Annotated in this window: 30 protein-coding genes and 1 riboswitch; of the genes, 23 read left to right on the top strand and 7 right to left on the bottom strand. The window is 35.0% G+C overall.

Annotated features, from left to right (window positions below; translation table 11 throughout):
* Positions 1-117: 117 nt before the first annotated feature.
* From gntK to U473_RS09610, 4 genes are all read left to right on the top strand, one after another.
* Positions 118-1662, top strand: coding sequence for a gluconokinase (gene gntK / locus U473_RS09625; protein WP_068725753.1), 1545 nt, complete (start codon positions 118-120; stop codon positions 1660-1662).
* Between the two features lie 29 nt (positions 1663-1691).
* Positions 1692-2552 (top strand): MurR/RpiR family transcriptional regulator, encoded by an 861-nt coding sequence (locus tag U473_RS09620; RefSeq protein ID WP_068725745.1) that lies wholly within the window; start codon positions 1692-1694, stop codon positions 2550-2552.
* Between the two features lie 112 nt (positions 2553-2664).
* Entirely contained in the window at positions 2665-3561 is an 897-nt protein-coding gene (gene gnd / locus U473_RS09615) for a phosphogluconate dehydrogenase (NAD(+)-dependent, decarboxylating) (protein ID WP_068725742.1), read from the top strand.
* Between the two features lie 301 nt (positions 3562-3862).
* Entirely contained in the window at positions 3863-4252 is a 390-nt protein-coding gene (locus U473_RS09610; RefSeq protein ID WP_068725740.1) for a hypothetical protein, read from the top strand.
* An 82-nt stretch (positions 4253-4334) separates the two neighbouring features.
* On the opposite strand, the gene U473_RS09605 is transcribed toward U473_RS09610, so the two are convergent.
* Positions 4335-4613, bottom strand: coding sequence for a hypothetical protein (locus tag U473_RS09605; protein WP_068725738.1), 279 nt, complete (start codon positions 4611-4613; stop codon positions 4335-4337).
* 216 nt (positions 4614-4829) lie between these two features.
* Here U473_RS09605 and U473_RS09600 point away from each other — a divergent pair, with 216 nt between their 5' ends.
* The 6 genes from U473_RS09600 to U473_RS14335 all read left to right on the top strand — a co-directional run bounded on the left by U473_RS09600 (position 4830) and on the right by U473_RS14335 (position 9525).
* Entirely contained in the window at positions 4830-5285 is a 456-nt protein-coding gene (locus U473_RS09600) for a hypothetical protein (protein WP_068725735.1), read from the top strand.
* Positions 5286-5408: 123 nt separating this feature from the next.
* Positions 5409-5522, top strand: a riboswitch (SAM riboswitch).
* An 87-nt stretch (positions 5523-5609) separates the two neighbouring features.
* Positions 5610-6638 carry a methionine ABC transporter ATP-binding protein gene (locus tag U473_RS09595; protein WP_068725732.1) on the top strand — a complete coding sequence of 343 codons (1029 nt, stop codon included), beginning with the start codon at positions 5610-5612 and terminating at the stop codon, positions 6636-6638.
* On the top strand, positions 6625-7281 hold the full coding sequence (locus U473_RS09590; RefSeq protein WP_068725730.1) for a methionine ABC transporter permease: 657 nt from the start codon (positions 6625-6627) through the stop codon (positions 7279-7281). Before U473_RS09595 ends, U473_RS09590 begins: the two co-directional genes overlap by 14 nt.
* A gap of 24 nt (positions 7282-7305) precedes the next feature.
* Positions 7306-8142 carry a MetQ/NlpA family ABC transporter substrate-binding protein gene (locus tag U473_RS09585; protein WP_068725728.1) on the top strand — a complete coding sequence of 279 codons (837 nt, stop codon included), beginning with the start codon at positions 7306-7308 and terminating at the stop codon, positions 8140-8142.
* A gap of 107 nt (positions 8143-8249) precedes the next feature.
* Complete coding sequence (locus U473_RS14340) at positions 8250-9008, top strand: M48 family metalloprotease (RefSeq protein WP_082732479.1); 759 nt, start codon at positions 8250-8252, stop codon at positions 9006-9008.
* Positions 8902-9525, top strand: coding sequence for a M48 family metalloprotease (locus U473_RS14335; RefSeq protein ID WP_321164166.1), 624 nt, complete (start codon positions 8902-8904; stop codon positions 9523-9525). The genes U473_RS14340 and U473_RS14335 overlap by 107 nt, the downstream gene beginning before the upstream one ends.
* Positions 9526-9646: 121 nt before the next feature.
* On the opposite strand, the gene U473_RS09575 is transcribed toward U473_RS14335, so the two are convergent.
* Positions 9647-10318: a hypothetical protein gene (locus U473_RS09575; protein ID WP_068725726.1), complete on the bottom strand. Its 672-nt coding sequence runs from the start codon at positions 10316-10318 to the stop codon at positions 9647-9649.
* A 171-nt stretch (positions 10319-10489) separates the two neighbouring features.
* On the opposite strand from U473_RS09575, the gene U473_RS09570 reads away from it, so the two are divergent.
* The 10 genes from U473_RS09570 (at position 10490) to sufB (ending at position 20075) form a co-directional block, all read left to right on the top strand.
* Complete coding sequence (locus tag U473_RS09570; RefSeq protein ID WP_068725723.1) at positions 10490-11164, top strand: response regulator transcription factor; 675 nt, start codon at positions 10490-10492, stop codon at positions 11162-11164.
* The gene (locus tag U473_RS09565; protein WP_068725720.1) at positions 11154-12566 is read left to right on the top strand and encodes a sensor histidine kinase; all 1413 of its coding nucleotides are present in this window, start codon (positions 11154-11156) and stop codon (positions 12564-12566) included. The genes U473_RS09570 and U473_RS09565 overlap by 11 nt, the downstream gene beginning before the upstream one ends.
* A 13-nt stretch (positions 12567-12579) precedes the next feature.
* Positions 12580-12849, top strand: coding sequence for a P-loop NTPase family protein (locus U473_RS15705; RefSeq protein WP_068725718.1), 270 nt, complete (start codon positions 12580-12582; stop codon positions 12847-12849).
* 373 nt (positions 12850-13222) lie between these two features.
* The gene (locus tag U473_RS09555; RefSeq protein WP_068725715.1) at positions 13223-13804 is read left to right on the top strand and encodes a DUF1802 family protein; all 582 of its coding nucleotides are present in this window, start codon (positions 13223-13225) and stop codon (positions 13802-13804) included.
* A gap of 24 nt (positions 13805-13828) precedes the next feature.
* The gene (locus U473_RS09550) at positions 13829-14401 is read left to right on the top strand and encodes an NAD(P)/FAD-dependent oxidoreductase (protein WP_068725711.1); all 573 of its coding nucleotides are present in this window, start codon (positions 13829-13831) and stop codon (positions 14399-14401) included.
* Between the two features lie 520 nt (positions 14402-14921).
* Positions 14922-15707: a Fe-S cluster assembly ATPase SufC gene (sufC, locus tag U473_RS09545; protein WP_068725709.1), complete on the top strand. Its 786-nt coding sequence runs from the start codon at positions 14922-14924 to the stop codon at positions 15705-15707.
* Positions 15708-15727: 20 nt separating this feature from the next.
* Complete coding sequence (gene sufD, locus U473_RS09540; protein WP_068725707.1) at positions 15728-16930, top strand: Fe-S cluster assembly protein SufD; 1203 nt, start codon at positions 15728-15730, stop codon at positions 16928-16930.
* On the top strand, positions 16927-18153 hold the full coding sequence (locus tag U473_RS09535; RefSeq protein ID WP_068725704.1) for a cysteine desulfurase: 1227 nt from the start codon (positions 16927-16929) through the stop codon (positions 18151-18153). Before sufD ends, U473_RS09535 begins: the two co-directional genes overlap by 4 nt.
* Complete coding sequence (sufU, locus tag U473_RS09530) at positions 18140-18604, top strand: Fe-S cluster assembly sulfur transfer protein SufU (protein WP_068725702.1); 465 nt, start codon at positions 18140-18142, stop codon at positions 18602-18604. The genes U473_RS09535 and sufU overlap by 14 nt, the downstream gene beginning before the upstream one ends.
* A gap of 70 nt (positions 18605-18674) precedes the next feature.
* On the top strand, positions 18675-20075 hold the full coding sequence (sufB, locus tag U473_RS09525) for a Fe-S cluster assembly protein SufB (RefSeq protein WP_068725700.1): 1401 nt from the start codon (positions 18675-18677) through the stop codon (positions 20073-20075).
* A gap of 142 nt (positions 20076-20217) precedes the next feature.
* Here sufB and U473_RS09520 read toward each other — a convergent pair whose 3' ends face one another.
* On the bottom strand, positions 20218-20589 hold the full coding sequence (locus U473_RS09520; RefSeq protein ID WP_082732476.1) for a hypothetical protein: 372 nt from the start codon (positions 20587-20589) through the stop codon (positions 20218-20220).
* A gap of 21 nt (positions 20590-20610) precedes the next feature.
* Positions 20611-21027: a Mov34/MPN/PAD-1 family protein gene (locus tag U473_RS09515; RefSeq protein WP_068725697.1), complete on the bottom strand. Its 417-nt coding sequence runs from the start codon at positions 21025-21027 to the stop codon at positions 20611-20613.
* A gap of 99 nt (positions 21028-21126) precedes the next feature.
* Between U473_RS09515 and U473_RS09510 the strand changes: the two genes are divergently transcribed.
* Positions 21127-21939 carry a sulfite exporter TauE/SafE family protein gene (locus tag U473_RS09510; protein WP_068725695.1) on the top strand — a complete coding sequence of 271 codons (813 nt, stop codon included), beginning with the start codon at positions 21127-21129 and terminating at the stop codon, positions 21937-21939.
* Positions 21940-21963: 24 nt separating this feature from the next.
* The gene (locus tag U473_RS09505; protein ID WP_068725689.1) at positions 21964-23421 is read left to right on the top strand and encodes a bifunctional metallophosphatase/5'-nucleotidase; all 1458 of its coding nucleotides are present in this window, start codon (positions 21964-21966) and stop codon (positions 23419-23421) included.
* Between the two features lie 140 nt (positions 23422-23561).
* On the opposite strand, the gene U473_RS09500 is transcribed toward U473_RS09505, so the two are convergent.
* The gene (locus U473_RS09500) at positions 23562-23966 is read right to left on the bottom strand and encodes a helix-turn-helix domain-containing protein (protein ID WP_068725687.1); all 405 of its coding nucleotides are present in this window, start codon (positions 23964-23966) and stop codon (positions 23562-23564) included.
* 638 nt (positions 23967-24604) lie between these two features.
* Between U473_RS09500 and U473_RS09495 the strand changes: the two genes are divergently transcribed.
* Positions 24605-25321: a hypothetical protein gene (locus tag U473_RS09495; protein WP_068725685.1), complete on the top strand. Its 717-nt coding sequence runs from the start codon at positions 24605-24607 to the stop codon at positions 25319-25321.
* A 752-nt stretch (positions 25322-26073) separates the two neighbouring features.
* On the opposite strand, the gene U473_RS09490 is transcribed toward U473_RS09495, so the two are convergent.
* Together U473_RS09490 and U473_RS09485 are read right to left on the bottom strand one after the other, a co-directional pair.
* Complete coding sequence (locus U473_RS09490) at positions 26074-26544, bottom strand: QueT transporter family protein (protein WP_153012037.1); 471 nt, start codon at positions 26542-26544, stop codon at positions 26074-26076.
* Between the two features lie 86 nt (positions 26545-26630).
* Positions 26631-26855, bottom strand: coding sequence for a hypothetical protein (locus tag U473_RS09485; RefSeq protein ID WP_068725682.1), 225 nt, complete (start codon positions 26853-26855; stop codon positions 26631-26633).
* Positions 26856-26947 lie beyond the last annotated feature (92 nt).

Genomic DNA, 26947 nt, shown 5'->3' with positions numbered 1-26947 from the left:
TTTTCTTAAAAAGAAATTAAAAAAATTTTCTCCATAACTATATAATAGTGAAAAAAATGTTATAATGGAGTTAATGAAAACGTTTTAACATGATTTTTAATAGTGGAGGACTAGAACATGCCAGAAAAATCATTTGTAATGGGAGTAGATATCGGAACAACAAGTACAAAGGCAACAATTTTTACCACAGAAAGCCATTTTGTAGCTTCCCATACGATTGAATATCCTCTCTTCCATCCGAAGACTGATTATGCTGAACAGGATCCTAATCAGATCTATCAAGCTGTATTAGATTCGATCAAGTTAGTGATTCAAAGAGCAAAATTACATTCATCCCAACTTCTAGGTATAGGGTTTAGTTCGGCAATGCATAGCGTTATTGCAGTAGATGTTGATGGTCATTGCCTAACAAATAGCATCACATGGGCAGATAACCGCAGTAATGAATATGCAAAACGAATCAAAGAAGAATGGAACGGTCATGACATTTATTTGAGGACAGGGACGCCGATTCATCCCATGTCCCCGTTAAGTAAATTGATGTGGTTTAAGGAAGAAGCTCAGGAAATATTTCAAAAGGCGAGTAAATTTATTTCGATCAAAGAATTTGTAATATGGAAATGGTTTAATCAATATCTTGTTGATTATTCTATTGCTTCTGCTACAGGGCTTTTTAATTTAAAAGCCTTAGATTGGGATCAAGAGGCTTTAGATTTGATAGGGATTAGCAAAGAACGCCTTTCAAAACCTGTTCCAACAACCACTATCTTAAAAGAGATGGATGTAAAAGCAGCCACATATATGAACGTACCTGTGGACATCCCCATTGTAATTGGTGCAAGTGATGGGGTTCTCGCAAATCTTGGCGTAGGAGCAATTGAACCGGGAAAGGTTGCTTTAACCATTGGTACCAGTGGTGCAATTCGTGCAGTCGTCAATCAACCGATTACGGATCCTACAGGAAGGACTTTTTGTTATGCACTTACTGAAAATCATTGGGTTATAGGAGGGCCAATGAATAATGGCGGTATCGCATTACGTTGGTTTAAGGATCAATTTTCTATGACTGAAGTTGAAATGGCTAAAGACCGGAACAAAGATGTTTATGACATTATGATCGAGCAAGCAGAAAAAGTACAAGCTGGTTCTAATGGTTTACTCTTTTTGCCTTATTTATCTGGAGAAAGGGCACCATCTTGGAATGCTAATGCTAGAGGTGTGTTCTTTGGTATGTCCATTACCCATCAAAGACAACATTTTATCCGTGCGATATTAGAAGGAGTCATTTTTGGCGTTTATAGTATTGGCAAAGCACTAAATGAGCTTGCAGGGCCTGCAAGTGAAATCCGAGTTTCTGGTGGATTTGCCCGTTCGGAAGTTTGGAGGCAAATCACAGCAGATATTTTTCAACAAAAAGTAATCGTACCAGAAAGTCATGAAAGCTCTGGTTTAGGTGCTGCAATCCTTACGATGTATGCTCTTGGCTTACTTACATCTTTGGAGGAGTCTAAGCATATGATTCATGTTTTAGATGAACAACTTCCAAATAGGGATAACGCAGTAGTTTATGAAGATTTATATCGTTTGTTTGCACACTTATCGATTCATTTAAATGAACAGTTTGATCAAATTTCTGAATTTCAAAGGAAAAGTTGTAAATAAAAATAGGGAAGTAAATGGGGGTGGTTTAAATGGAACAAGAATTAAAGACAAGTAGTGTTTTATCGAAAATAAGGGGGATTTATTCTTCGTTATCATCAAAGGAAAAAACGATAGCAGATTACATTTTAAAAAATCCAAAAGAAATCATTCATCTTTCTATTACTGAATTTGCCGATAATAGCCAAGTTGCAGAAGCAACCATTTTTCGTTTTTGCAAACGATTAGGATATCGAGGCTATCAAGCTTTTAAAATTGCTTTAGCAAGTGAAGTGGTGGCTCCGATTCAAAACATTCATCAAGAGATTACCTTTGATGATGAGATTTTAACGATTGCCAGAAAAGTATTTATGAGCAATATTGAGGCAATGAAAGATACACTTAATCTACTGAATGAACAAGATATGCTTGCGATTATTGATGCTTTAGCCAATGCCAAACGAATTGATTTCTATGGTTCGGGTGGCTCGGCGGTGATTGCCAATGATGCTTATCACAAATTTATTCGAACAGGTATTTTTTGTAGTGTGCATACAGATGCTCATTTGCAAATTACCTCTGCTTCTATGCTGCAAAAAGGGGATGTTGCGATTGCCATTTCACATAGTGGTAGTAATAAGGATGTTGTAGAAGCAATACGGGTTGCGAAAAAAAGTGGTGCTTTTACCATCGGATTGACGAATTATTACAAATCCCCTTTAGCAAAAGAAGTTGATTATGTATTATATTCAACCTCTCAAGAAACTCTATTTCGTTCAGAAGCGATGGCTTCAAGAATCGTTCAACTTGCTATTATCGATGTATTATATGTAGCTGTTTCTTTAAGACGCCAAAATGAAACATTGGAGAATTTACAAAAAATTAGAGAAGCGATTGCATTAAAAAGGTATTAAAAAAATTTTCATATTTAATATAGACTTATGAAAATAAATTTGATACGATGATGGTAGCAAAGAGAGAGGCCTGAAATTGGGCTGAAAAATTTACGAACAAGGAGTGGAACTGGTGAAACTCGGAATGATTGGCTTAGGAAAAATGGGATATAATCTCGTATTGAATTTATTAGATCACAATCATGAGGTTGTTTCCTATGACATAGATCGTGAAAAGGTGAACGACATTCAACAAGAAGGAGCTATTGCTGCAACTAGCTATCAAGACTTAGTAAGTAAATTAGAAGTACCTCGTACGATTTGGTTGATGGTTCCAGCTGGGAAATTAATTGATGATGTTATTTCTCAGTTAATTCCTTATCTTCAACCAGAAGATATTCTCATTGATGGGGGCAATTCAAATTATAAGGACACGATTAGAAGAGCAGAGCAGTTAAAGGAAAAAGGTGTCCATTATCTGGACGTTGGCACCAGCGGGGGAATGGAGGGTGCCAGACAAGGAGCATGCACGATGATTGGTGGTGAAAAAGAGATTTTCGCCATATTAGAACCTCTATTTAGGGATATTTCCACTGAAGATGGATATTTATATACAGGGAAAAGTGGAAGTGGCCACTTTTTAAAAATGGTTCATAATGGGATAGAGTATGGAATGATGCAAGCCATTGCCGAAGGGTTTGAAATATTAGAAAAAAGTCAATTTGATTATGATTACAAAGAGGTTGCAAAAGTATGGAATCATGGCTCTGTGATTCGCAGCTGGTTAATGGAATTACTTGAAGAAGCCTTTACAAAAGAATCTCGTTTGGAAAGTATTAAAGGGGTTATGCATTCATCGGGAGAGGGAAAGTGGACTGTAGAAACAGCTTTAGACCTACAAACTGCAGCTCCAGTCATTGCATTGTCATTGATGATGCGATATCGATCCTTAGAGGAAGATACATTTGCAGGAAAAGTAGTTGCTGCCTTAAGAAATGGATTTGGTGGACACACAATTGAAAAAAAGTAGAGGAATTGGTCAATCAGTGATTAAAAATAAAAATTAAGCCGCCTAAAATGGTGGCTTTTTCCATTAATGTACTTGACTTTATAAAAATCATCATAATATTGCGATTGAACACATCTTCTCAATGCTGGACACTAAAATAAATATTTTTTAAAAATTTATAATAAACACAAAATTCGACAATCTTTTCATCTAAAATTTTATATAATTTTATCAGGTGTTAAATATACCTCTAGGGGGGGATTTAATTTGAAAATTTATAGAATTATGTTTATGACAGTAATTCCGGGATGAGAATTATAATATGAGATTTAAAAATGTAATTATCATTTTACTTTTGGCAAGCTTTATTATTTCTATAGTATTTTTAGTAAAGAATGAATTATTTGGTTATCATAGTGCCAAGGTTACGGTGGTCGAAAATATTGGATTCATTATTAATAAAAGTCAACTTGAAGAAATAGTTAATAGGAAATATGAAAGAGTAAGGTTTATGATTATAAGTGGAAATATAAATGATCAAAAATTAACGTTGATTACGTATGACACAAATTTTACACTAGAAATGAATCTTCCTATAAATTTAATATTCATAAAGTTTGGTGAAAAGATTCTTCCTGTAGGTGTAAAAGAGAATATTCCATTAAAGAATGGGGATATTATAAAAATTAAGTACAAAGGAAGTATTAGATAATTACATTAAAATTGTTTTTAAAAATGCAAATTATAAAAATTAAGCCACCTAAAATGGTGGCTTTTTTCTTCCTTATGACAATTTAACTAAAAATAGAGGTGCGTTGACCAACAGAGTTAACTCCTGAAAGCGTCTTGGGGTCAAATTCCTGCCAATGATTCGCTTCATCTAGAATCACCATTTCTTTAGATTGTAAAGACACAAAATCCTCATCTGTTAAGAATTGATATTCATAGTGATTGAGATAACGAATTCTCCATAATCCTTTTCCATCAAGGTTTGAAAACCATTCAATCAATTTTTCACAGCGACCAGCAAAATCGTTAATTTTTTTATTACACAAAGGGCAAACAAATTTCATTTTCATTCGCTCCCTTTATCCTCAGTTGATCTTTTATCCTATTCCTTTTGTTATATTATTCGTATTTACCTGTTTATTTTCTTTAAATATACGCTATTTTTCAAAAATTAGCTATTACTTTTCAACAAATAATGGCAATGTTAGAACAGAATAAGGGATGATTATAACGGGCAAGGTAGAAATAACTAGATAAAACCCATGAAAGGAGAGAAAACAATGAGTTTAGCAACTTCGTTTATCACCTCTTTTTTTGTGCTCCTCCTCCTTGTTTTAGGGTATTACTTTTATATTGAAAAACCAAAAACCGTAGAAAAGAAACAGTCTAATGTCATTCCCCTACAAACGGATGGCTTTGATTTTATCTTGTATCAGGGGAAGATTAAAGAAATGATGACAGACTACCAGCGGTTTTTGGCAGAAATGGATATCATCGTATACAGCAAAAGCATATTTATTGGCTTTTTAGAACCTAAATATGCTTATATTGATTTACCAGCTAAAGCGATTCATTCTGTAAAATATGAACCTACAAAACTAACCATCCATTGTTATCGCCAAATGATAAGTACCAGCAAAATTACCATCAAATCCAACTCCACAAAAAGCCTATATTTATTAGCGAAAAAAATTGATTTTATTTCTAGGCGTTCAAAAAAGACAAATGCAATTTAGTTATAGTTTGGAGAAAATTAACAATAAAAAACAATTGACATAGGCTTGTAGCAGATGTTAATATTCGTATAGTGTTTAATGCATTGAAATGCGTAAATGGTTTAAAGTGAATAAATGGATATCTCCTTATCCAGAGAGGTGGAGGGACTGGCCCAATGAAACCCGGCAACCAACATGTATTTTGTACATGGTAAGGTGCCAATTCCTGCAGAACAAATTTGTTCTGAAAGATGAGGGAAGGAACTTGTACGAATAATCTGGTCCTTTCTGATGCTTTCAGAAGGGGCTTTTCTTATTGAGAAGAAAGTAGAAGTTGGTGAATAGATGATAAAACTTCATAAAGTAAAAAAAATATTTAAGTCCAAAACTCAAGAAGTGGTTGCATTAAAAGAGATTAACTTGGATATTCAATCAGGGGCAATATATGGCATTATCGGTTATAGCGGAGCAGGGAAAAGTACTTTAATCCGTTTAATCAATATGTTGGAGCGTCCAACAGAAGGTGAAGTTTGGATCGATGAGCAAAGGATGGATCAATTACGACCAGAAGAACTACGCAAAGCCCGCCAAGGAATCGGGATGATTTTTCAGCACTTTAACTTACTCTGGTCAAGAACAGTTGCAGAAAATATTGCCTTCCCACTCGAAATCGCAGGGGTTCCTAAAAAGGAGATCGATCAGAGGGTAAAAGAATTGATCGATTTGGTTGGGTTGACCGAGCGAGCCAATGCATATCCTTCTGAGTTGAGTGGTGGACAAAAGCAACGGGTAGGTATTGCAAGAGCTTTGGCGAATAACCCAAAAGTACTTTTAAGTGATGAAGCCACATCAGCACTAGACCCGAAGACGACCGATTCTATATTAGAATTGCTACAAGAGATCAATAAAAGAATGGGAATTACTATCATTTTAATTACTCACGAAATGCATGTCATTCAAAAGATTTGTCAGCGAGTTGCTGTGATCGATGGTGGGGAAATTGTTGAAGAAGGTCCTGTTCTAGAGGTTTTTACTCATCCGAAACAAGAAATAACGAAAGAATTTGTAAAACAAGTTACCGAACATCAAAGGACAAAAGAGACGATTGAGCATTTGCCATTAGACAAAGATAGTTTTATTTTAAAATGTACATTTGTTGGTGAAACAGCTAGTCAACCGATTATTAGTAAATGGGTGCAAACCTTGGGAATTGAAGTCAATATTTTAGAGGGAAATATCCAATATGTTCAAGGTGCTTCTTATGGCTCACTTTATATTCAAGTTCAAACTTCTGAAGCAAAACTAAAAGAATCAATTAAATTCTTAGAGTCTTGCCAGGTAGAAGTGGAGGTGGTTCAAAGTGTTAACGGATAGAGAATGGCTACAGCTATGGCAAGCCACTTTGGAAACCTTGTATATGGTTGGATTATCTGGACTATTTACCGTTATCTTAGGAACGCCGTTAGGCATTTTACTTGTTTTAACCGACAAAGGCCAAATATTACAAGATGGGACAATCAATAAAGTGATTGCTGCAATCGTTAATATCTTTCGATCGATACCTTTTATTATTTTGATTGTCTTATTGATTCCCTTTACAAGATTTATTGTAGGAATCAGTATTGGTCCTACTGCTGCATCTGTACCTTTAATTATCGGTGCTGCTCCTTTCTTCGCTCGCTTGGTTGAAACTTCTTTGCGAGAAGTGAACCGGGGAGTGGTTGAAGCAGCGATATCCATGGGGGCTAGTAACTGGCAAATCATAAGAAAAGTCTATTTGCCTGAAAGTTTACCTTCCATTGTATCTGGAATTACAGTAACTTTGGTTACTTTAATTGGTTACTCAGCTATGGCAGGTGTTGTAGGTGGTGGTGGCCTAGGTGATATGGCAATCCGCTATGGGTACCAACGATATAACATGCCAGTTATGCTGGTTACCACAGCCGTTATTTTAATTCTTGTTCAAATCGTTCAAAGTTTTGGAGATTATCTCTCCAAAGTTTTAGATAAAAAATAAAATTATATAAGGGGGCTTTTTAAAATGAAAAAGTTTTTAGCTTTATTTTTAATTGCAGTATTAAGTTTAACTTTAGCCGCTTGTGGTTCAGGTTCAACTAATGAACAGCAAGGTGCAAGTGAAAATGGTGGACAACAACAAGAAGTGACTTTAAAAGTGGGTGCTACAGCTGTACCACATGCAGAGATCTTGGAAGTCGTTAAACCTTTATTAGAAAAGCAAGGAATTAAATTAGATATTGTTGAATATCAAGATTATGTTTTACCAAATACAGATCTAGCAGAAAAACAAATTGATGCAAACTACTTCCAACACGTTCCTTATCTTGAGTCTTTTTCTAAAGATCGTGGTCTTGATTTAACCTATATTGCTAAGGTTCATATTGAGCCAATGGGCATCTATTCTAAAAAAGTTGATGATTTATCCAAATTAGAGGATAAAGCAACCGTCTCAATTCCAAACGATCCAACTAATGGTGGACGTGCTTTGGCTTTATTAGAAAAAGCAGGGTTAATTAAATTAAAAGAAGGCGTTGGCATTAACGGAACCGTTCAAGATGTGGTAGAAAACCCAAAAAATCTTGAAATTAAAGAGTTAGAAGCACCAATGTTGCCTAGATCATTAGATGATGTAACCATTTCTGTTATCAATACAAATTATGCTTTAGAAGCACAATTAAACCCAACAAAAGATGCTCTATTTATTGAAGATGCTGATTCACCTTATGCGAACGTTTTGGCTGTTCGTACAGAAGACAAAGATAACGAGAATCTTAAAAAATTAGCAGAAGCTTTAACTTCACCAGAAGTGAAGAAATTTATTGAAGAAAAATATAATGGTGCTGTTGTACCTGCATTCTAAGAATACACGCAAAAGCGAACTGTTTGAAAAACTCCCTTATTGTCAAGGGAGTTTTTTTGTACAACTTTGCATATATATAAATTAGATCATGTAAGGAGGCGAGCTGTTTGAAAAAGTTTTACATAGGATTTACAATTTTCTTGCTTATATATGGCGTTTTGATGTATCTTTATTTATTTCAAAGTCAACAAGATTTACCACAGGCTTATGTGGGTGGTCCAGCCGATCCAACCAGTTTCATGAGTGTTGAGCAGCTCCATACAGCAACCATCTTTTCAAGGATAAAGGACTTTTTATTTTTTATTGGGGTACCATGGGAATGGGCGATCTATCTTATTATTCTGGGATTAGGGTTTTCCACAAGTTTTTACATGATAGCGAATAAGTTAAGTAAACGGTCCTTATTGGTACAAACGAGTATTTATGTGTTCCTGCTTAGTCTCTTGATTGCATTATTACAATTTCCCATCCAATATTACTCCTATAAAATATCTCGAGAGTATGGAATTAGTATTCAACCATTTGAGCAATGGATATGGGATAAGGGAAAGAGTTTTTTTGTTGACCTCGTTTTAACGGTACCAATGGTTTGGTTACTGTACACTTTGATTAGAAAATCACCAAAAAAATGGTGGTTCTGGTTTTGGCTTATCTCTATACCGATCACCATTTTGATGTTTTTTGTTCAACCCGTGATCATCGATCCCATCTTTAATGATTTTCAAACCCTTCAAGATCAAAAATTAAAAGAAGATATTATTGCAATTGCCAAAAAAGCTGACATTCCAGCTAACCAAGTCTTTCAAGTCAATATGTCTAAAAAAAACAACGGCAATGAATGCCTATGTAACAGGAATAGGGTCTAATGCACGGATTGTGCTCTGGGATACCACGTTGCAGAAATTAAAAAAAGACGAAATATTATTTGTGATGGCTCATGAAATGGGGCATTATGTTTATAAGCATATTTATTGGATGCTGCTTGGTTCTATATTATCTTCATTTATACTCCTTTATTTACTTTATCTGTTGATCAACTGGTTGGTAGATCGTTTTGGCTATGCATGGGGAGTGCAAAAAGTAGGAGATCTTCGTTCACTTCCGTTATTTTTGTTACTTTTTTCAGTCATTACCTTTGCCATTTCCCCAATTGAAAATACGATTTCTAGACAATCTGAACGTGCAGCAGATCAATATGGTATTCAAATGACTCAAAATGCTGAAGCAGCGATTTCCTCTTTTCAAAAACTGACTGTGAATAGTCTAACCGAACCGAATCCGCCAGAACTCGTTAAAATCTTTTTATATTCTCATCCTACCATGGCAGAAAGATTATATACCATTAGTCAAGAAATGCAATTGATGAAACAAGACCAAAAATGAAACGAAAACTTTCGAGGAAGAAGATAATTTAAGTGTAAAATGAAAAGGGCTGTTCCAAAAGGTCAGTTAAAACGACTTTTTAAGGAACAGCCTTTTCTTTTACCGAAAATCAATTTTTTCCTTAATTTTGTTTATTATCTTTCGTTATCTTCCAGGGTTGATCAATCCAATTGGTAATGCGCTCTTTTTCTTTTTCAAGAAGAGAGTCAATGACTTTTTGCTTGTCGATGCCTTTTTCTTTAGCGATTTCTGCAATAGATTTACCTGCTTTTAATTCACTCAATAGCTCCTCTTGAGACATACCCAGTGTAGTTGCTACATCATCTAAGTTTCCTTTATGAAACGCTTTTCCTTTATAAAACCCTCTTTTGAAGCCACCTGTTTGTTCAACGCTAGCTTTGACCCGATCTTGTAATGTGGATTTGATTTGATCTGCTTGTTCCTTTGTCATCTTACCTGATTTAACGGCTTGATCAATTCTTTCTTCGTGTTGCTTAACTAAAAGGTCAATCACTTTTTGTTCAGAAACGCCTTTCTCCGAAGCAATGTTAGCTAATGATTTGCCAGCTTTTAATTCTTGTGCTAAGGTTTCTGCATTGATTTTTAAAAGGGATAGTAATTCGTCGTTTTGAAATGGTGTACTTTTTCCATGCCAACCATGGTCATAATAAGATTGAACTACTGAAGACGATTTTGCGGATAGAACCTCTTCGGTACCTGTGGTTTTTGCAAAGACTGAACCAGCTGTTGCTAAAAGCGCAATACCTAAGGTAATGGGAATTAATTTTTTCATGATAAAACATCTCCTTTGATTTGAAAATTTAATTTTGCGTTATTAATATAGACAAGTAGAATGAAATTATAGTGAAAAAGATAATTTTTTTCATTATTTTTTCTTTTGGGTATGATAAGGTGAATGTTGTTAAAGAAGGATTAAGGATTTACAAAAAAGGAGTATGGAAAGATGAATATTTTACTAGCTGAGGACGATGATCGACTTGGTGAATTAATCGTACATATGCTTAAGAAAAAAGGGAACTACCATGTAGATTGGGTAACAAATGGAAAAAATGCATATGATCAGGCCTTACAATCACACTACGATGTGGTTATTTTAGATTGGATGATGCCGATACAAAGTGGACTCGATGTTTGCAAAAGTCTAAGAGAAGTGAAATATACAGGTGCTATTCTTATGCTTACCGCAAAAGATGCAGTTCATGACCGAGTACAAGGATTAGATGCTGGTGCTGATGATTATCTAGTGAAGCCATTTGAATTTGAAGAATTACTTGCCCGGATTCGAGCCCTTTCTAGACGTAATTATGCACCAATCATGGAAGAAAAAGTGGAAATTCAAGGACTAGAATTAAATCGGACCAACTATACGGTGAAAAGAGAAGAAATAGAGGTTCAACTTACCCCACGAGAATTCCAACTATTAGACTTGCTGGTAAAAAATAAGGGTAGAGTACTCACTCGAGAAGTAATCCTAGATCGAGTATGGGGATATTATACAAATGTCTCAGATAAGACCATTGATGCAACCGTTAAATTAATTAGAAAGAAATTAGAGTTATTCAATCAACAGGAATTGATTATAAGTATACGTGGGGTGGGGTATAAAATTGAAGGTTAAATTTTTTTCAAAGCTACGAGAACGTTGGCAAAAGGATCTCTTTAAAAAAACCCAAATTCGTCTCACGATTTTATATAGTGGAATGATTATTTTCTTTCTTACTCTATTTATTATTGTTGTTTATTCCGTATTTTACATGATTATTTCTGATCAAGAGCACGATGATATTCAAACCTTAGCAGATCAAGAACTAAGTGTTTTGATCCGCTATTTGGGACAATATGGTTTAACGAATCAGACGAATATTATGAATCAAAATGTTATTGTGATTGGTGAAGATCAATTTTTTTACTATGTTGTTGATTCAAAGGGTCGTCTCATTTTTGGCGATGAAGTTGTTCGTCCTCTACGATCTGATTTATTAAGTATGTTGAAGGGTTGGAGGCCACTAGAAAATGAGATTCGTTATGAAACGTTATCATTTTTTGAGTTTAATCGTGTTCAAAACAAAGAGAATGATAAGCTAATCAAGAAGCGCTCCCTTCAATTATTAATGACTGGTCGTCCCATCTATGTAAAAGGTCAATTTGTAGGTGTACTCTATGTGGGGAAAAATGTGACAGATAACAACTATTTATTTAAAAAATTACTTTTTCTTTTAGTAAGTCTTGCGGTTTTATTTTCTGGGATTGCCATCTTCATTAGTTATTTGATGTCTAAACGTTCGATGATTCCCATCAAAAGGGCCTACACGAAACAAAATCAATTTACTGCTGATGTCTCTCATGAGTTACGAACCCCGTTAAGCGTTTTACTATCGTCCATCGATGTATTAGAAATGGAGGTAGAGTCTGGGTCTGAAGAACGTGATGATTATTCTCGGAAGTTAATTTCTAATATGAGGGATGAAGTAAAACGGATGACAAAAATGGTGGGTGATTTACTTACTTTAGCACGCTCAGACTCCAATCAAATCGAATTGATGAGGGAAACATTTGACTTTTGTCCCCATGTGCAAAAGATTATCCAATCTTTTAAACCGTTAGCGGAGGAAAAAGGAATTAAACTTCATATTCATGCTCCACAGACACTTATTGTAAATGGTGATTTGGAGCGCTTGAAACAATTACTCTATATCTTGTTAGATAATGCTATTAAATATACGACAGATGGAGGAGAAGTAAACATAACCATCTCAATGAAAGATTGGGATCACCATCCTACATTAAATATTCAGGTACAAGATACTGGGATAGGAATAAGTCAAGAAGACCAAAAAAATATTTTTGATCGTTTTTATAGGGTTGATAAAGCAAGAACACGGCAAATGGGAGGACATGGATTAGGATTAGCTATAGCAAAGTGGATTGTTGAGGCTCACAAGGGATCGATTCAAGTTTCTAGCAAATTAGGTGAAGGAAGCACATTTACTATTAAAATCCCTCAATCTTCCATTAAATGAAGAAAACATGTAAATGAAGAAAACTTGCAAAAGTGAGATTGAGAAATTAAGCAAATGGTACAAAATGGGTGGCGCGGATTATTGGGCCTTCGGGGTCAAGGAAATCTACATTAATGAAAATAGAAGAATTGGTTTTATTTTTCAGAATTTTAACCTGTTTTCTAAGCTTACGTCTATTGAAAATGTTGAGCTACCCTTGATTTATGCAGGTATTTCTGCAAAAGAACGCATTCACCATCGTCCAGATGAACTTTCTGGAGGGGCATCAACAACGCGTGGCTAATTTTTGGAATTATCCTAGGAATAGGTGGAGCTAACTTATTTGGAAACATTATTAATATTGGAGCGGAATTCTCCTTAAATGTCATTTGGCTAGCCTTTGGATTTTCGGTTTTAGTCGGTATCTTTTTCGGACTTTTCCCTGCAAACAAGGCAACAAATTTAAAGCCAATTGAAGCATTAAGGTTTGAGTGATAAATTTTTCCTAGGTTAAAATACAAATGAGTCAATTTTGATGGGAGCGAAAAGCTCCCTTTAAATTTAATTAGAAATCGGGTATTTTCTATAAAAATTAGTCGCATTTTTACACTTTTTATATATTATTTTGTATAATAAGTATGTTAATATAGGATTGTGATAAAAGAGGGGGGCTTTAGATGAGCAGACAGCCAGATCAATCAATTGCCTTAAAAGAATGGGCAGTAGCCATTCAGGCTTTGACACAAGGGGATCAAATCCTTTTGCTTAGAAAAGGCGGTATTGCCGAAGAAGCCAAAGAGTTTCAACTAAAAGAGAATTGTTTTTATCTTTTTCCTACATATTTGCATCAAAAGGCTGAACTACTAAAAGAAGAATTTCAGCCAATCTTAGAAAATATCGTTCAACAATGGGATCAAACAAATAAAGAGATTCCTATTCAATATTTTGCAGAGGTGGTTCAAGATATAGAAATTCAAGATGATGCAACCTTAGCTAGACTTTACCCCTTTCATATTTGGACGGAGAATTTTGCAGAAGCTAGATTGCATTGGAAAAGGGAAAAACCTTTACACCTTCTTATCGTAAAGGTATATCGACTAGAACAAACCACAAAGATCTTATTAAGGGATGAGTATAATGGATGCAAATCTTGGATATCTCTAAAAGATGAGATTCCACAAATGAAAATTACCCCTGTTCTATCAGAAGAAGATTTTGAACAAAGGGTTCAATTAATTCTTCAATCGATAAATTCTTAAAAACAAGCTAGAGGTGAATGGGATATGAGTGAAGTAATCATTATTGGTGGAGGAGTAGCAGGCTTATCTGCATCGATCTTCACTGCAAAGGCAGGATTAAAAACAACGGTATTCGATTTTGGACCATCCCAAATCACAAGGGTAAGTTCAGTTCAAAACATTCCAGGTTTTCCTAATGGAATCGCTGGTACAGAATGGATTGAGCAAGCAAAACAACAAGCGACCAAATTTAATGTGGAAATCAAAAATGAAAAAGTAACTGAGTTGATGAAAAACGATGACGGAAGCTTTGAAGTGAAAACAGAGAATGGTTCCTATCAAGCTAAATACGTCATTGTCGCAACAAATGTTCAAAAGGAATTGCTTGAACCATTTGGTTTTACTACAGAGGTGAACTCTCGTGTTCCAAATGGTAAAGCCAAAGCAATAATAAATATTCCTTGGACTGGAGAAACAGAAGTTGAGAATCTCTACCTTGCAGGGCTTATTACGGAAATCCCAAGTCAAACCGTTGTCGTTGCAGGGCAAGGTGCCGCAGTAGGAATCACCATTGCTTCTAAAGAAAAAGGCGAGCCATTTATGTGGCATGATCTATAGGACATAAAAAAGAGCTAACCAAAAGGTCATTGAAAGATGACTGATGGTTAGCCCTTTATTTTTTAGTTGTAACTATAATAGTTACAAGTGGGTGAAATAATGAAAATTAGTAGGCGTTTTAATATTGAAAAGCCATAAACTACCATAATAAGTATCTTATTATGGCTTGCATTAAAAAGCAAATAGCAGTAAGATGTAAGCGTGTTAAAAATTTTCAACTTTGTAATCTATACTTAAGGTTTATTTTTCACTATTTCGATAGTTATAATATTGATTTAAGAAAAGAAATAGAATACAATGAAAGAAAGAAGATTCATCCAATTTAATCAAAATGAATTGAATTTGTTCTGAAAATAATCTTGACTAATTTAGTCGGAATTATACAATGATAAAGAGATTATTGGATGATTCTTGTTAAATTTGAAAAACTAATACCAAGTTTATCTGACATCTTTGATATTACAAATATAAAAAGGGATACTTTTTTTAGTATTATATAAGAATGTGGAGGAATGAATCAATGACTCAACCAAAATTAACGATAGACAACCTTAGAGTTTCAGTTGAAGGAAAAGAAATTCTAAAAGGATTGTCTTTAGAAATCAAAGGTGGAGAAGTACATGCGATTATGGGACCAAATGGTACTGGTAAAAGTACTTTGGCATCAGCGTTAATGGGACATCCAAAATATACTGTAGAATCAGGTTCCATTACATTGAACGGTGAAGATGTATTAGAAATGAAAACAGATGAAAGAGCAAGAAAAGGTCTATTTCTAGCGATGCAATATCCAAGTGAAATTAGTGGTGTGACGAACTCTGACTTTTTACGTAGTGCAGTAAATGCGCGACGTGGTGAAGGGAATGAAATATCGCTAATTAAATTTGTCCGTGAAATGGAACAAAAGATGAAGGTACTTGAAATGAACGAAGCTTTTGCAGGGCGATATGTGAATGAAGGCTTCTCTGGTGGAGAGAAGAAACGCAATGAAATTTTACAAATGATGATGGTTAAACCATCTATCGCTATTTTAGATGAGATTGATTCTGGTTTGGATATCGATGCACTAAAAATTGTTGCTAAAGGTGTAAATGAAATGAAGAGCCCAGATATGGGGGTACTTGTCATTACCCACTATCAACGACTATTAAATTACATTAAACCGGATTTTGTCCATGTTATGATGCAAGGTAAAATCGTTCGTTCGGGTGGGCCAGAATTAGCTGAAAAATTAGAAGCGGAAGGTTATGATTGGATCAAAGAGGAATTAGGTATCGTTGACGAAACTGTTGGCCAAGAGGCCTAGGTGGATAGGGGGATATAATAATGACAGTAGAGATGAATGTTCGCTTTGATAAAGACCAAATCACCCAATTATCCAAACAGAAGAACGAGCCCGATTGGATGTTAGATTTAAGATTAAAAGCGTTTGACAAATATAAGGAATTACCACTACCTCATCTAGACAAAACCAAAATTGATAAATGGAACATTGATCAGTTTGAACTTTCAAACCCAAAAAGTGATTTAACTCAACTTTCTCAAGAATTGTTAGATCAAGGGGTTATTTTTACAGATTTGGACAATGCACTTCAACAATACCCAGATTTAGTTAAAAAATATTTTATGAACAATTTGTCTTTTGAAGATAACAAATTGGTTGCCTTACACACTGCATTATGGAATGGCGGTGTATTCCTTTATATTCCAAAAAATGTTGAAGTGGAATTCCCGATTCAAGCATCCTATCAATTAACTGATTCAGGGCTTTTACCACATGTGATTATCGTTGCGGAGACAAACAGTAGTGTAACCTATGTAGACCACTATTTTTCATCTAATGTAAGCCAGCCTACTGTTCACCATGGAGCGGTAGAAATCTATATTGGAGAAAATGCAAGAGTTAGATTTGCAACGATTCATAACTTTGATGAAAAGGTTTATGATTATACCTATCGTCAAGCTACAGTTGCTAGAAATGGAAAAATGGAGTGGGCAATTGGTGAAATGAATGAAGGAAATACTGTGTCTAACAATACAAGTATTTTGAAAGGTTCAGGGTCATTTGCTGGCAGTAAGTTAATTTTTATAGGTACAGGTGAGCAAAAAACCAATTTCGTCTCAAAAATGGTTCATGAAGGGGATCATACAGATAGTCAGATTGTTTCTCGCGGCGTGATGATGGAACAATCTACGGCCATCTTTAACGGAGTTACACATATAAAGAAGGGCGCTATTAAATCTAATGCAGAGCAAACGGAAAAAGTGTTGATGTTAAATGAAAAAGCTCGTGGTGATGCGAATCCGATCCTTCTAATTGATGAGAATGATGTAATGGCAAGTCATGCTGCAAGTGCAGGACCTGTTAATCCTAACGACATTTACTATTTAATGTCTCGGGGGATTCCAAAAGAAGAGGCTGAGCGCTTGATCATCCATGGCTTCTTGTCCCCAGTCGTTTCACTAATCCCTATTGAAGAGATGCAAGAACAATTAGAAAAAGTAATTGAAAGGAGATTGGAGAAATGATTGACCAAGAGATCCGAAAACAGTTTCCCATTTTAAGTCAAGATGTGAATGGACATCCACTTGTCTACTTAGATAGTGCTGCAACTGCGCAAAAACCTATTCAAGTGATTGAAGCCATCGAAAAATATTATCGAGAATACAATTCAAATGTACACCGAGGTGTGCATACATTAGGAACTAAGGCAACTGATGCTTATGAGGAAGCAAGGGAAAAGGTAAGGAAATTCATCAATGCCAAGAGTATGGAGGAAATCATCTTTACTCGTGGAACCACCTCTGCTATCAATCTTGTTGCTCAAAGTTATGGCCGTTCTTTCCTTAAACAAGGTGATGAAATAGTTCTAACGATGATGGAACACCATAGTAATTTAATTCCTTGGCAGCAAGTAGCGAAAGCAACAGGGGCTACACTAAAATATATTCCTCTACAGCCGGACGGCACGATGAAAATCGAAGAGATAAAGGAAACTATTACAGCTAACACCAAATTCGTGGCGATAACACATGTCTCTAATGTCTTAGGCACGATCAATCCGATCAAAGACGTTGTTCAGATTGCACATGCAATTGGTGCTCATGTGTTAGTTGATGGAGCACAAAGTGTACCGCATATGAAAGTAGATGTACAAGATCTTGATTGTGATTTCTTGGCGTTTTCGGGTCATAAATTAGGAGCACCAACAGGAATTGGCGTTTTATACGGAAAAAAAGAAATTCTTGAGAAAATGGAGGCAGTTGAATTTGGAGGAGAAATGATCGAATTTGTTGATCTTTACGACTCGACATGGAAGGAACTTCCTTGGAAGTTTGAAGGGGGAACACCGATCATTGCCGGGGCAATTGGCTTAGGAGTAGCCATTGATTTCCTACAATCAATTGGCCTTGATCAAATAGAGAAACATGAACATGAGTTAATCACTTATGCGATAGAAAGAGTGCAGAACGTTGGGGGATTTTCGATGTATGGGCCAATAGAAAATCGTAGTGGCCTTATTACGTTTAATCTTGAAGGGATTCATCCCCATGATGTGGCAACAGTCCTTGATACAGAAGGCATTGCAGTAAGAGCAGGACATCATTGTGCTCAACCATTGATGAATTGGTTAAATGTATCAGCCACAGCTAGAGCAAGTTTCTATTTATATAATACTAAAGAAGAAGTAGATCTTTGGGTTAAAGGACTAATAAAGACAAAGGAGTATTTTGGAAATGTCTTCGCTTGATGATTTATATCGTCGTGTTATTATGGATCATTATCAACAACCAAGAAATATGGGGAACTTGGAAGATGCGGACGCCACCATTCAGCTTAAAAACCCTACTTGTGGTGATCAAATCACCTTACAGATGAAAGTGGAAGATGGGAAAATCAAAGATGCCAAATTTAAAGGAGAGGGTTGTTCCATTAGTATGTCTTCTGCATCGATGATGACAGAAGCGATTAAAGGTAAAACAGTGGACGAAGCCTTAGATTTAGCTGATCGATTTTCGAAAATGATGCTCGGTGATGACGTCAATAAGGAAGACTTTGAAGATATCGAGGCATTACAAGGATTATGTAAATTCCCTGCACGAATTAAATGTGCTACTTTAGCTTGGAAAGCGATGGAGAAGGGGATAAAGGAGAAACATTGTGAACATTGTGGTGAAGATCATCATCACCGTCATGATTAAATGATTCACAATGTGTGGATTTGAAAAGAAAGTTATACTTTCTTTATCTATAAAAAAGGAGGCTTTAAGCATGGCAAAAAAAGCTCCAGAAATCAATGAAGAATACCAATATGGGTTTAGAGATAAAGACGTATCGATTTTTCGTACGGAAAAAGGGCTTACTCGAAAAGTCGTAGAAGAAATTTCTCGCATAAAAGGTGAGCCTGAATGGATGCTTGAGTTCAGATTGAAATCCCTAGAAAAATTTAATCAATTCCCGATGCCAAAATGGGGAGGGGATTTGAGCGAACTTAATTTTGATGAGATAACTTACTATGTTAGGCCATCTGAAAGAGCTGAAAAAACATGGGAGGAAGTTCCAGGAGAGATTAAGAATACCTTTGACAAATTAGGGATTCCTGAAGCAGAACAAAAATGGCTAGCAGGGGTTTCAGCCCAGTATGAATCTGAAGTCGTGTATCATAACATGCGCAAGGATTTAGAGGATTTAGGTGTTATTTTTATGGATACAGATTCTGCTCTTCGTGAACATCCTGAAATCTTCAAAGAATATTTTGGTACTGTGGTTCCACCCTCTGATAACAAATTCGCTGCATTAAATAGTGCTGTATGGTCTGGTGGTAGTTTTATTTATGTACCAAAAGGGGTAAAATTAGACATTCCTCTTCAAGCTTATTTCCGTATTAATTCAGAAAAAATGGGTCAATTTGAAAGAACACTGATTATTGCGGATGAGGGAGCATCTGTTCATTATGTAGAGGGGTGTACCGCTCCTGTCTATAGTACAGAGTCTCTTCATAGTGCAGTCGTTGAAATTATTGCTAAGAAAGGTGCCTATGTACGCTATTCCACCATTCAAAACTGGGCGCCTAACATCTACAACTTAGTAACAAAACGTGCGGTTGCTGAGGAAGATGCGACTGTTGAATGGGTAGATGGAAATATTGGTAGTAGATTAACGATGAAGTATCCAGCAGTTATAATGAAAGGACCTAGAGCAAAGGCAATGATTTTATCAATTGCAATGGCAGGAAAAGGTCAACACCAAGATGCGGGTGCAAAAGTGATTCACCTAGCTCCTGATTGTACTTCTACAATTGTTTCTAAATCAATTAGTAAGCATGGTGGAAAAGCAACCTATCGTGGGTTGGCAAGCTTTGGTCGCAATTCTCAAGGTTCAAAATCTAATATAAAATGTGATACCTTAATTCTAGACGAATTATCTACCTCAGATACGATTCCATTTAATGAAGTTCTTAACGATAACGTTACATTAGAACATGAAGCAACAGTAAGTAAGGTAAGTGAGGAACAATTATTTTATCTCATGAGTCGAGGAATTTCCGAAGAGGATGCGACTCAAATGATCATTATGGGATTCATTGAACCATTTACAAAAGAGTTACCAATGGAATATGCGGTAGAAATGAACCGTTTGATCAAGTTCGAAATGGAAGGAAGTATTGGTTAATCCTTTGGTAACATGTAGATACGTGTCCGCTGTGACTTTGACACTTGAGTGTCCTAGTCTTTCGGACACGTATTTTATATTTGCACTTGCGTTCAGGGTGAATTTTCTTCTATTGATCAATGATCTCTAGTATAGAAGTTGGTTATCTCACTCTTCTTAATATGATTTCTTCATGTTTGGATACTTCTGTTTCTATTCTATCCAGTTTATCTGAATTTTGTTTGTATCCATCAAATAAGGCTGATAATTTCTGACCATGGTCGTTTTCAATATGAACAACAGTTTTTTCTACTCTATCTAACCTGCTTTCAACCTTATCTAACCTACTTTCAACCCCGTCTAACCTATTTTCTACTTTATCTATCCTATCCCCTAAATCTGTAAACCCTTTTTGCATTTCGCTATATACCTGTGTAAATCCTTTTTGCATTTCGCTATATACCTGTGTAAACCTTTTTTGCATTTCGCTATACATTTGTGTCATTAGCTCAAATAATTTTTCTTCGTTGTTCATTTCTCATCACCCTCCTTCCATTTATTTTCGTTGCCATGGTTTGTTTATAATTATATAATCGTGTTGCCTTACCTTATGTTTGTCTATATAGAATATGTTAAGACGATTGTCCCTTAGTGAATAGATCCAATAGCTTTTCTCCGGATAGTACCAGTTATGAAGGTCAATAGAAGAGGGGTAAGCACTGGAGGTAGGGTGGGAGTGAATCACTCCATGCCAGCACCATTGTTTTTCTTCTATTTGATATAACGTAAGAATAAAAACCTTAGCATCAAATTCAAAACGGTCACGTTGATTAGTGGTGTTAGGAATTGGAATAAAGTTATCGATCAGTTCTTGATTCCATGAAGAAATGAGGATTCCGCAAGCTTCATTGGGTTCTTGTTCTCTTGCATAACTAATAAATTGATCAATCGTTTCTTTTAAAATAGATATCATTTTAGTAAGCCTCCAAATAGGCAACCACGTAATAATATGGTAAAATCTTGTTAAAATCATTGCTTGATTTAAGCGATAATCAGATAGGTGTGAATCGTCATGGAATATATGGCTCTTTTTTTAATTGGACTGATTGCTGGAACCTTTGGCAGTTTATTTGGAGTCGGTGGGGGAATAATCGTTGTGCCTTCATTGCTTTTCCTTAATTCCTTAAATTTATTTGATCCGGCGATCAGATCCCAAAATGCTGTAGGCATTTCGCTAATGGTCATGATTTTTACGGCCATCTCTTCTACATTATACAATATTAAAGGAAAAAGAGTAGATATAAATAGTGGGTTAACTTTTTTTATGGCTAGTGGCCCAGCTTCGGTCATTGGAGCGATGATCAACGAATCGTTGCCAATCAAGTCATTTTATATTTTGTTTGGTTTATTGATGGTATTGATCACCTACCTACTAGCTAAACAAAAAAAGATGAAGCCCAAACAAGTGAAATGGTCTGTTAACCGAGAATATATAGACCTTAAAGGCAATCGACATGAATATGGATATAATAGAACTGTTGGTTTTCTTATTCCAGCTTTTGCTGGATTGCTAGCTGGATTATTCGGAATTGGTGGTGGAATCATCTTGGTGCCGATGATGGTTCTACTATTTCGCTTTCCACCCCATGTCGCGACAGCGACCTCTATGTTTATCATTTTATTATCCGCATCTATTAGTAGTATTTCTCACATTTTATTAGGGAATGTGATCTATTCTTATGTATTGGCCATTGCCCCAGGTGCTTATTTAGGTGGAAAGTTAGGATCTTATTTTGCTACAAAGTTAAGTAGTCAATCCTTAATTCTAGCCTTTCGAATTTTTATTTTGCTTATAGCGATCCAAATGATCTATAAGGGATTGTAGTATGTAGAAACGGTGGTGTTTGTTTTGACCTTGAATCAACGAATTCATATTATTCATACCAATGATTTGCATAGTCGTTTTGAAAATATGCCAAAGATTTCTAGCTATATTCAACAAGTGAGGAAGGAAGCTGCAGAACAAGGTGAACGGGTTATTGTTGTAGATATAGGCGATCATATGGATCGAATGAAGCTTGAGACAGAAGGAACCTTTGGCAGAGTCAATGTAGAAATTTTGAACCAAACAGGTGTTGAGGTAGTAACGATTGGCAATAATGAAGGGTTGACTTTTACGAAGGGAAATCTAGAAAAAGCCTATCAAGAACGAAATTTCAACATTGTCGTATGCAATTTAATCGATATAGTAACAAAACAGAAACCAAATTGGGTCAAAGACTATTGGATTCAAGAGGTAGATGGTATAAAAATAGGGTGGATTGGTGCGACAGCGCCCTATGAAACCTTTTATCGCTTACAGGGCTGGGAGGTATTAGAACCTATGCCTTTCATTCAAAATATAGTAGAACAAATTAGACATGAAGTCGATCTCATTATCTTTTTATCACATTTAGGAATACGGGCAGATGAACAAATCGCAGAAGAAATCCCCGTAATCGATGTGATTATTGGGGGACACACCCATCGTTTTTATGAACATGGATTGCAGAAAGAGGGTCAGCCTTTAATCTGTCAGGTTGGAATTTTTGGCGATTATATCGGCCATTTAACTATAGATTTCAATCGAAAGGAAAGAAAAATCATAAATATCGAGGAAAAAACGGTTCAAATGGAATCTTTTCAAGACGATCCAATAATCGTTGAAGTTGTGAAGACATTTCGTGAGCAAGCCAAAAGTGAACTAAATCAGATTGTAACCATCTTAGAGGAACCGTTGCCGATTTTTTTGGAGATGGAGTCTCCTTTAGGGAATCTCTTAGCTGATGGAGTAAGAAGCTGGGTAAATGCGGAAATTGGCTTAGTGAATGCAGGCCAAATCTTACAAGGATTAGAAAAAGGGAAAGTAACTAAAGAAAGAATTCATGAAATCTGTCCCTCACCGATCAACCCTTGTATTGTAAAACTCACCGGCTCACAAATTATGCAGACATTAGAGCAATCCTTATTAGACGAATTTATACATTTTCCGCTAAAAGGCTTTGGTTTTAGAGGAAAAGAAATCGGAACCCTTTGTCTTTCAGGAATAAAAGCAGAAATCGATCCTTTGGCAGAGCCTTATAAACGTGTAAAAAAAGTATGGGTTGGTAACGAAGAAATGGTTGAGGATCAAGAATATATTGTGGGTACATTAGATATGTTTACGTTTGGTGGAGGGTACCCCTTAATTAAAGAAGGCAAAGAGATTCAATATTTCTTACCTGAATTTATCCGCGATATATTGGCGACCCAGTTAAAGGAACAAGCCGCAATCGTTAAAAGTTTCACAAAAAGATGGGTAAGCATCAACATCAAAGACAGAGTATGAGAGAACCAACTCTGTCTTTTTTAACGTATTTGTGACATTAATGGTTTTAATATGAATTTATTTACAAAAATTGATACATCTAAATAAGAGGTTACAAAATATTACGTATGCAATTATATTAGCCTTAATTCTAAATAATATCATTTTTGTATTGCTTCATTTACCAAAAAAATTGACCTACGATCTATTTGAATTGAATTTCGTGTATAGTTGTCTTTAATTTTTCTAATTACGGAAAATATATTTATTAATTCATTCAAATATCCCAGGTATCCTGTACTTTTGTTCTGATTCATTTCCTCTATGACCGATTGTTTACTAGAAATTTCTGATTCTTTATCTAATAAATAATCAATCGGTATAGCAAGTTTATTCGCAAGAATTTGTAGTGTTTTATATGGTGGTTTTGCCACTAAACCGTTTTTAATTTGACTAATAAAACCTCTTGTAAAATCTGGTTCTGCTAGATCAGCTTGTGTTAGTCCTAACTCTTTTCGTCTTTTTTTATTTTTGTACCAATATCCAAGAAAATTCCTTATTTCCATTTTTTACCTTTTTTTATATTGACTATGTAAGACCATCATATTTTAGATAGGGAAAATGAAAAAATTGCTTCAAATCTGTTCGAATTTATATGATTTTTTCTAAATACAAAAATTCCTAAATAATACAACATTTTAACTTTATTAATAATTGAGTAAAAGATATTTGATTATTGGGTAAAAATATTATTTTCTTAATTTTTAAGTAATTATTAAGACACTTTTTTTAAAACATGTAAACAATTAGAAATTTATGTGTTAATATGTTAGTGAAGTTAATTTATATAAACATTATGAACATTCGATAAAGAGTCAACTTGCTAGAGTTATAGATTACAGGTTGTTATCAGGTATATAAATAAGTACCTGTATACAATAAAACAGAGCCGTTCCAAGCATCTTGACCGTGTACATGGGAATCGGCTCTTAGGGCTTTACCTTGCAGAATGATAAAGTAAAGGACTAAGTCAGTTATAAAGCATTTAATTACCTTTGTAAATAGTAGGGTAGGGCCAAATCCAAAAAAGGAGGTATGCCCTAAGGTCAAGTTGAAAACTTAAGATTCATCTTATATTTAGAGATTTATCTTCCATATGATAAACCCGGGTTTAAAATTTATTTGAAATTTGGAGGGAAAATCAATGAAAGCTTTAATTAAATTTTTAGTGTTGATTTTATCATTAATGATCCCTATTTTCGGACAAGTATCCGCAGCTTCTTCATTAGACAATATCACGAAAGAACAAATTAGGGAAATTAAAGAAAATCTCACAGAAATGGGGGTTGATGAGAAAACTCAAAATTCCCTAATTAATAAACTAAAAGAAGGGCAAATTTGGGATTCTATGAATGTTAAAATGAAAGATAAAGGAATTACAAATACAATATTAAAAACTGATGCTAATGGAACTAAAGTACAGAGTACAAAAACAGTATATCCAGATGGTTCTGTAAATGTGGTTAATATTACGATTCCAAGTCCAGAATTAGATAGTGAATTTTCTGTACAAGATGTTAGTGGCGGTACAGCATCATGTGGCAGTGGTTATTGTAATTATTACGGTGTTAAAGTTGATGGTGGCAATGGAATAGTAAATGCATCGTTTTTAGCAGATTATACATTTGTTGATGGAGGATATGATTATATTTCAAAAGCATATCAACCAAGAGTAGAGGTTTATTTTGGTAGCTTTTCAGATGTAACTGGTCCAGTAATTTTAAGAGCAAAGGAAACTTCCTATCAAAGCGCCAGAGCATACTTGAAATGGACTTTTAATAATGATGCAGGGTCAGCTGTTCAATATTTAAATTTAGATGTTCAACAAGATACAGCTTCCTCTTCATTTGTAACTAATTAAAAATAAATGATAATTCAAAGTAGTGTCTCTATGATTTAATAGAGACACTACTTTGGTTTTAAAAAATAATATTTAAAGGAGTGTAAGTAATAATGTTTTTCGATAAGGATAGCAAAAAAAGTATAAAAAAGAAGATGGGCGACTCAGTTTTTTTCATTTATTCATTGCAATTATATTAGTTGTGATCATTATTTTTTTAATTGGATTCTATGGAATGAATATTTCTTTTGATTAAAATACCACCTATAGATTACGAGGTTGTTATCAGGTATATAAATAAGTACCTGTATACAATAAAACAGAGCCGTTCTAAGCATCTTGACCGTGTACATGGGAATCGGCACTTAGGGCTTTATCTTGCAGAATGATAAAGTAAAGGACTAAGTTAATTATGAAGCATTTAATTACCTTTGTAAATAGTAGGGTGGGACGTACATCATTGGTTTATGCTGAATATTTTTGGGGGGGAAATGGGGGCAGTACGCAGCGGCAGTGGCCAAAACTTATTCTACTATTGAACAGATCGTTAATGATGCTCAAGTTATAGTAAAAGCTAAAGTCCCAGAGATCTTCGAACACATATTCAATTGTAGATAAAGAACTCTCCTAATCATTTATATCAGCTTAAAGAAAATAAGTTAAAAAACATTTTTAACGAAAAGGGGCTAAAGGAATTTGATGAAACAAACTTATTAGACCTTATGAAATCTAATTAAAAGGTTTCATCCCAAAACTGGGATGAAACCTTTGGCCTATCTAAATAAATCTTTCCTTCTTTCTAATATGAATAATAAAGGCATTCCTAATAAGTAGAGAACGCCTAATTCGCCAATCCCTACCCAAAGCATCGCTAATGGAATACTAATTTCAGTGCTAAAAACAATTCCTAACTCTAATCCAACAAAAATCGCATTAATTAGAATAGGTGGCCAAGGAACAAGCCACTTATTTTTAATTTTTGAGGTAATGATCGCTGCAATAAGTGTAGCCAAGGTTCCTACAACCATGTCAATTATCCCTAGCGGACTGATGATATTGGCAATCAATACTCCTATCGCTAAACCTGGAATAGCAAGGGGAGTGAAAAAGGGAAGGATTGTTAAAGCTTCAGCTACCCTAAATTGGATCCAACCATAAGATAAAGGTGCTATCGCAATGGTTAATACAGCATACAGTGCGGCAATGGCACTAATCATTGCCATTTTCTTCGTATTCAATTTCAATGGAAATCCTCCTCAAACCCAATTTTTTTTCGACAGGGGTGTTGGCACCCTGCAATCATTTATAATAAGATAAGGGAAGATTAAATTCAATCCTTTTTATAAAAATTTCCAACCACTTCTCCACTTTCATATAATTTTAATTGTTCTTTGTAAGTGATTAAGTTATTTTCTCTCATAAAGGATTCAAATTCATCATTAGATAATAAACCGACATATTGATCACTTTGCGTAATAAACTGATTTTTACCCATATTTAATTTATCAAAATACAAGCTATTAATGTATTCTTTATTGATTTGTACTTGAAACATTTTCAGCACCTCCTTAAAATTAGGATGAGATGAATCGCATTGTTTTATCCGATTTACTAAAGTTTTCTCAAGCGTTTAAAACCATGTCATTG

Source organism: Tepidibacillus decaturensis (assembly GCF_001561915.1).
Classification (GTDB): domain Bacteria; phylum Bacillota; class Bacilli; order Tepidibacillales; family Tepidibacillaceae; genus Tepidibacillus_B; species Tepidibacillus_B infernus.
The sequence above is the reverse complement of the archived record's forward strand: the minus strand, read 5'-3'. Positions and strand labels throughout refer to the sequence as shown.

Coding starts and splice junctions, on each gene's coding strand:
- U473_RS15705 (WP_068725718.1), top strand. CDS start 12,580: ATGAAGAAAACTTGCAAAAGTGAGATTGAGAAATTAAGCAAATGGTAC.
- U473_RS09485 (WP_068725682.1), bottom strand. CDS start 26,855: ATGTTTCAAGTACAAATCAATAAAGAATACATTAATAGCTTGTATTTT.
- U473_RS09570 (WP_068725723.1), top strand. CDS start 10,490: ATGAATATTTTACTAGCTGAGGACGATGATCGACTTGGTGAATTAATC.
- U473_RS09585 (WP_068725728.1), top strand. CDS start 7,306: ATGAAAAAGTTTTTAGCTTTATTTTTAATTGCAGTATTAAGTTTAACT.
- gntK (WP_068725753.1), top strand. CDS start 118: ATGCCAGAAAAATCATTTGTAATGGGAGTAGATATCGGAACAACAAGT.
- U473_RS09610 (WP_068725740.1), top strand. CDS start 3,863: ATGAGATTTAAAAATGTAATTATCATTTTACTTTTGGCAAGCTTTATT.
- sufC (WP_068725709.1), top strand. CDS start 14,922: ATGACTCAACCAAAATTAACGATAGACAACCTTAGAGTTTCAGTTGAA.
- U473_RS09515 (WP_068725697.1), bottom strand. CDS start 21,027: ATGATATCTATTTTAAAAGAAACGATTGATCAATTTATTAGTTATGCA.
- U473_RS09575 (WP_068725726.1), bottom strand. CDS start 10,318: ATGAAAAAATTAATTCCCATTACCTTAGGTATTGCGCTTTTAGCAACA.
- U473_RS09510 (WP_068725695.1), top strand. CDS start 21,127: ATGGAATATATGGCTCTTTTTTTAATTGGACTGATTGCTGGAACCTTT.
- U473_RS09500 (WP_068725687.1), bottom strand. CDS start 23,966: ATGGAAATAAGGAATTTTCTTGGATATTGGTACAAAAATAAAAAAAGA.
- U473_RS09600 (WP_068725735.1), top strand. CDS start 4,830: ATGAGTTTAGCAACTTCGTTTATCACCTCTTTTTTTGTGCTCCTCCTC.
- sufU (WP_068725702.1), top strand. CDS start 18,140: ATGTCTTCGCTTGATGATTTATATCGTCGTGTTATTATGGATCATTAT.
- sufD (WP_068725707.1), top strand. CDS start 15,728: ATGACAGTAGAGATGAATGTTCGCTTTGATAAAGACCAAATCACCCAA.
- U473_RS09495 (WP_068725685.1), top strand. CDS start 24,605: ATGAAAGCTTTAATTAAATTTTTAGTGTTGATTTTATCATTAATGATC.
- U473_RS09595 (WP_068725732.1), top strand. CDS start 5,610: ATGATAAAACTTCATAAAGTAAAAAAAATATTTAAGTCCAAAACTCAA.
- U473_RS09620 (WP_068725745.1), top strand. CDS start 1,692: ATGGAACAAGAATTAAAGACAAGTAGTGTTTTATCGAAAATAAGGGGG.
- sufB (WP_068725700.1), top strand. CDS start 18,675: ATGGCAAAAAAAGCTCCAGAAATCAATGAAGAATACCAATATGGGTTT.
- U473_RS09605 (WP_068725738.1), bottom strand. CDS start 4,613: ATGAAATTTGTTTGCCCTTTGTGTAATAAAAAAATTAACGATTTTGCT.
- U473_RS09535 (WP_068725704.1), top strand. CDS start 16,927: ATGATTGACCAAGAGATCCGAAAACAGTTTCCCATTTTAAGTCAAGAT.
- U473_RS09555 (WP_068725715.1), top strand. CDS start 13,223: ATGAGCAGACAGCCAGATCAATCAATTGCCTTAAAAGAATGGGCAGTA.
- U473_RS09550 (WP_068725711.1), top strand. CDS start 13,829: ATGAGTGAAGTAATCATTATTGGTGGAGGAGTAGCAGGCTTATCTGCA.
- U473_RS09520 (WP_082732476.1), bottom strand. CDS start 20,589: ATGAACAACGAAGAAAAATTATTTGAGCTAATGACACAAATGTATAGC.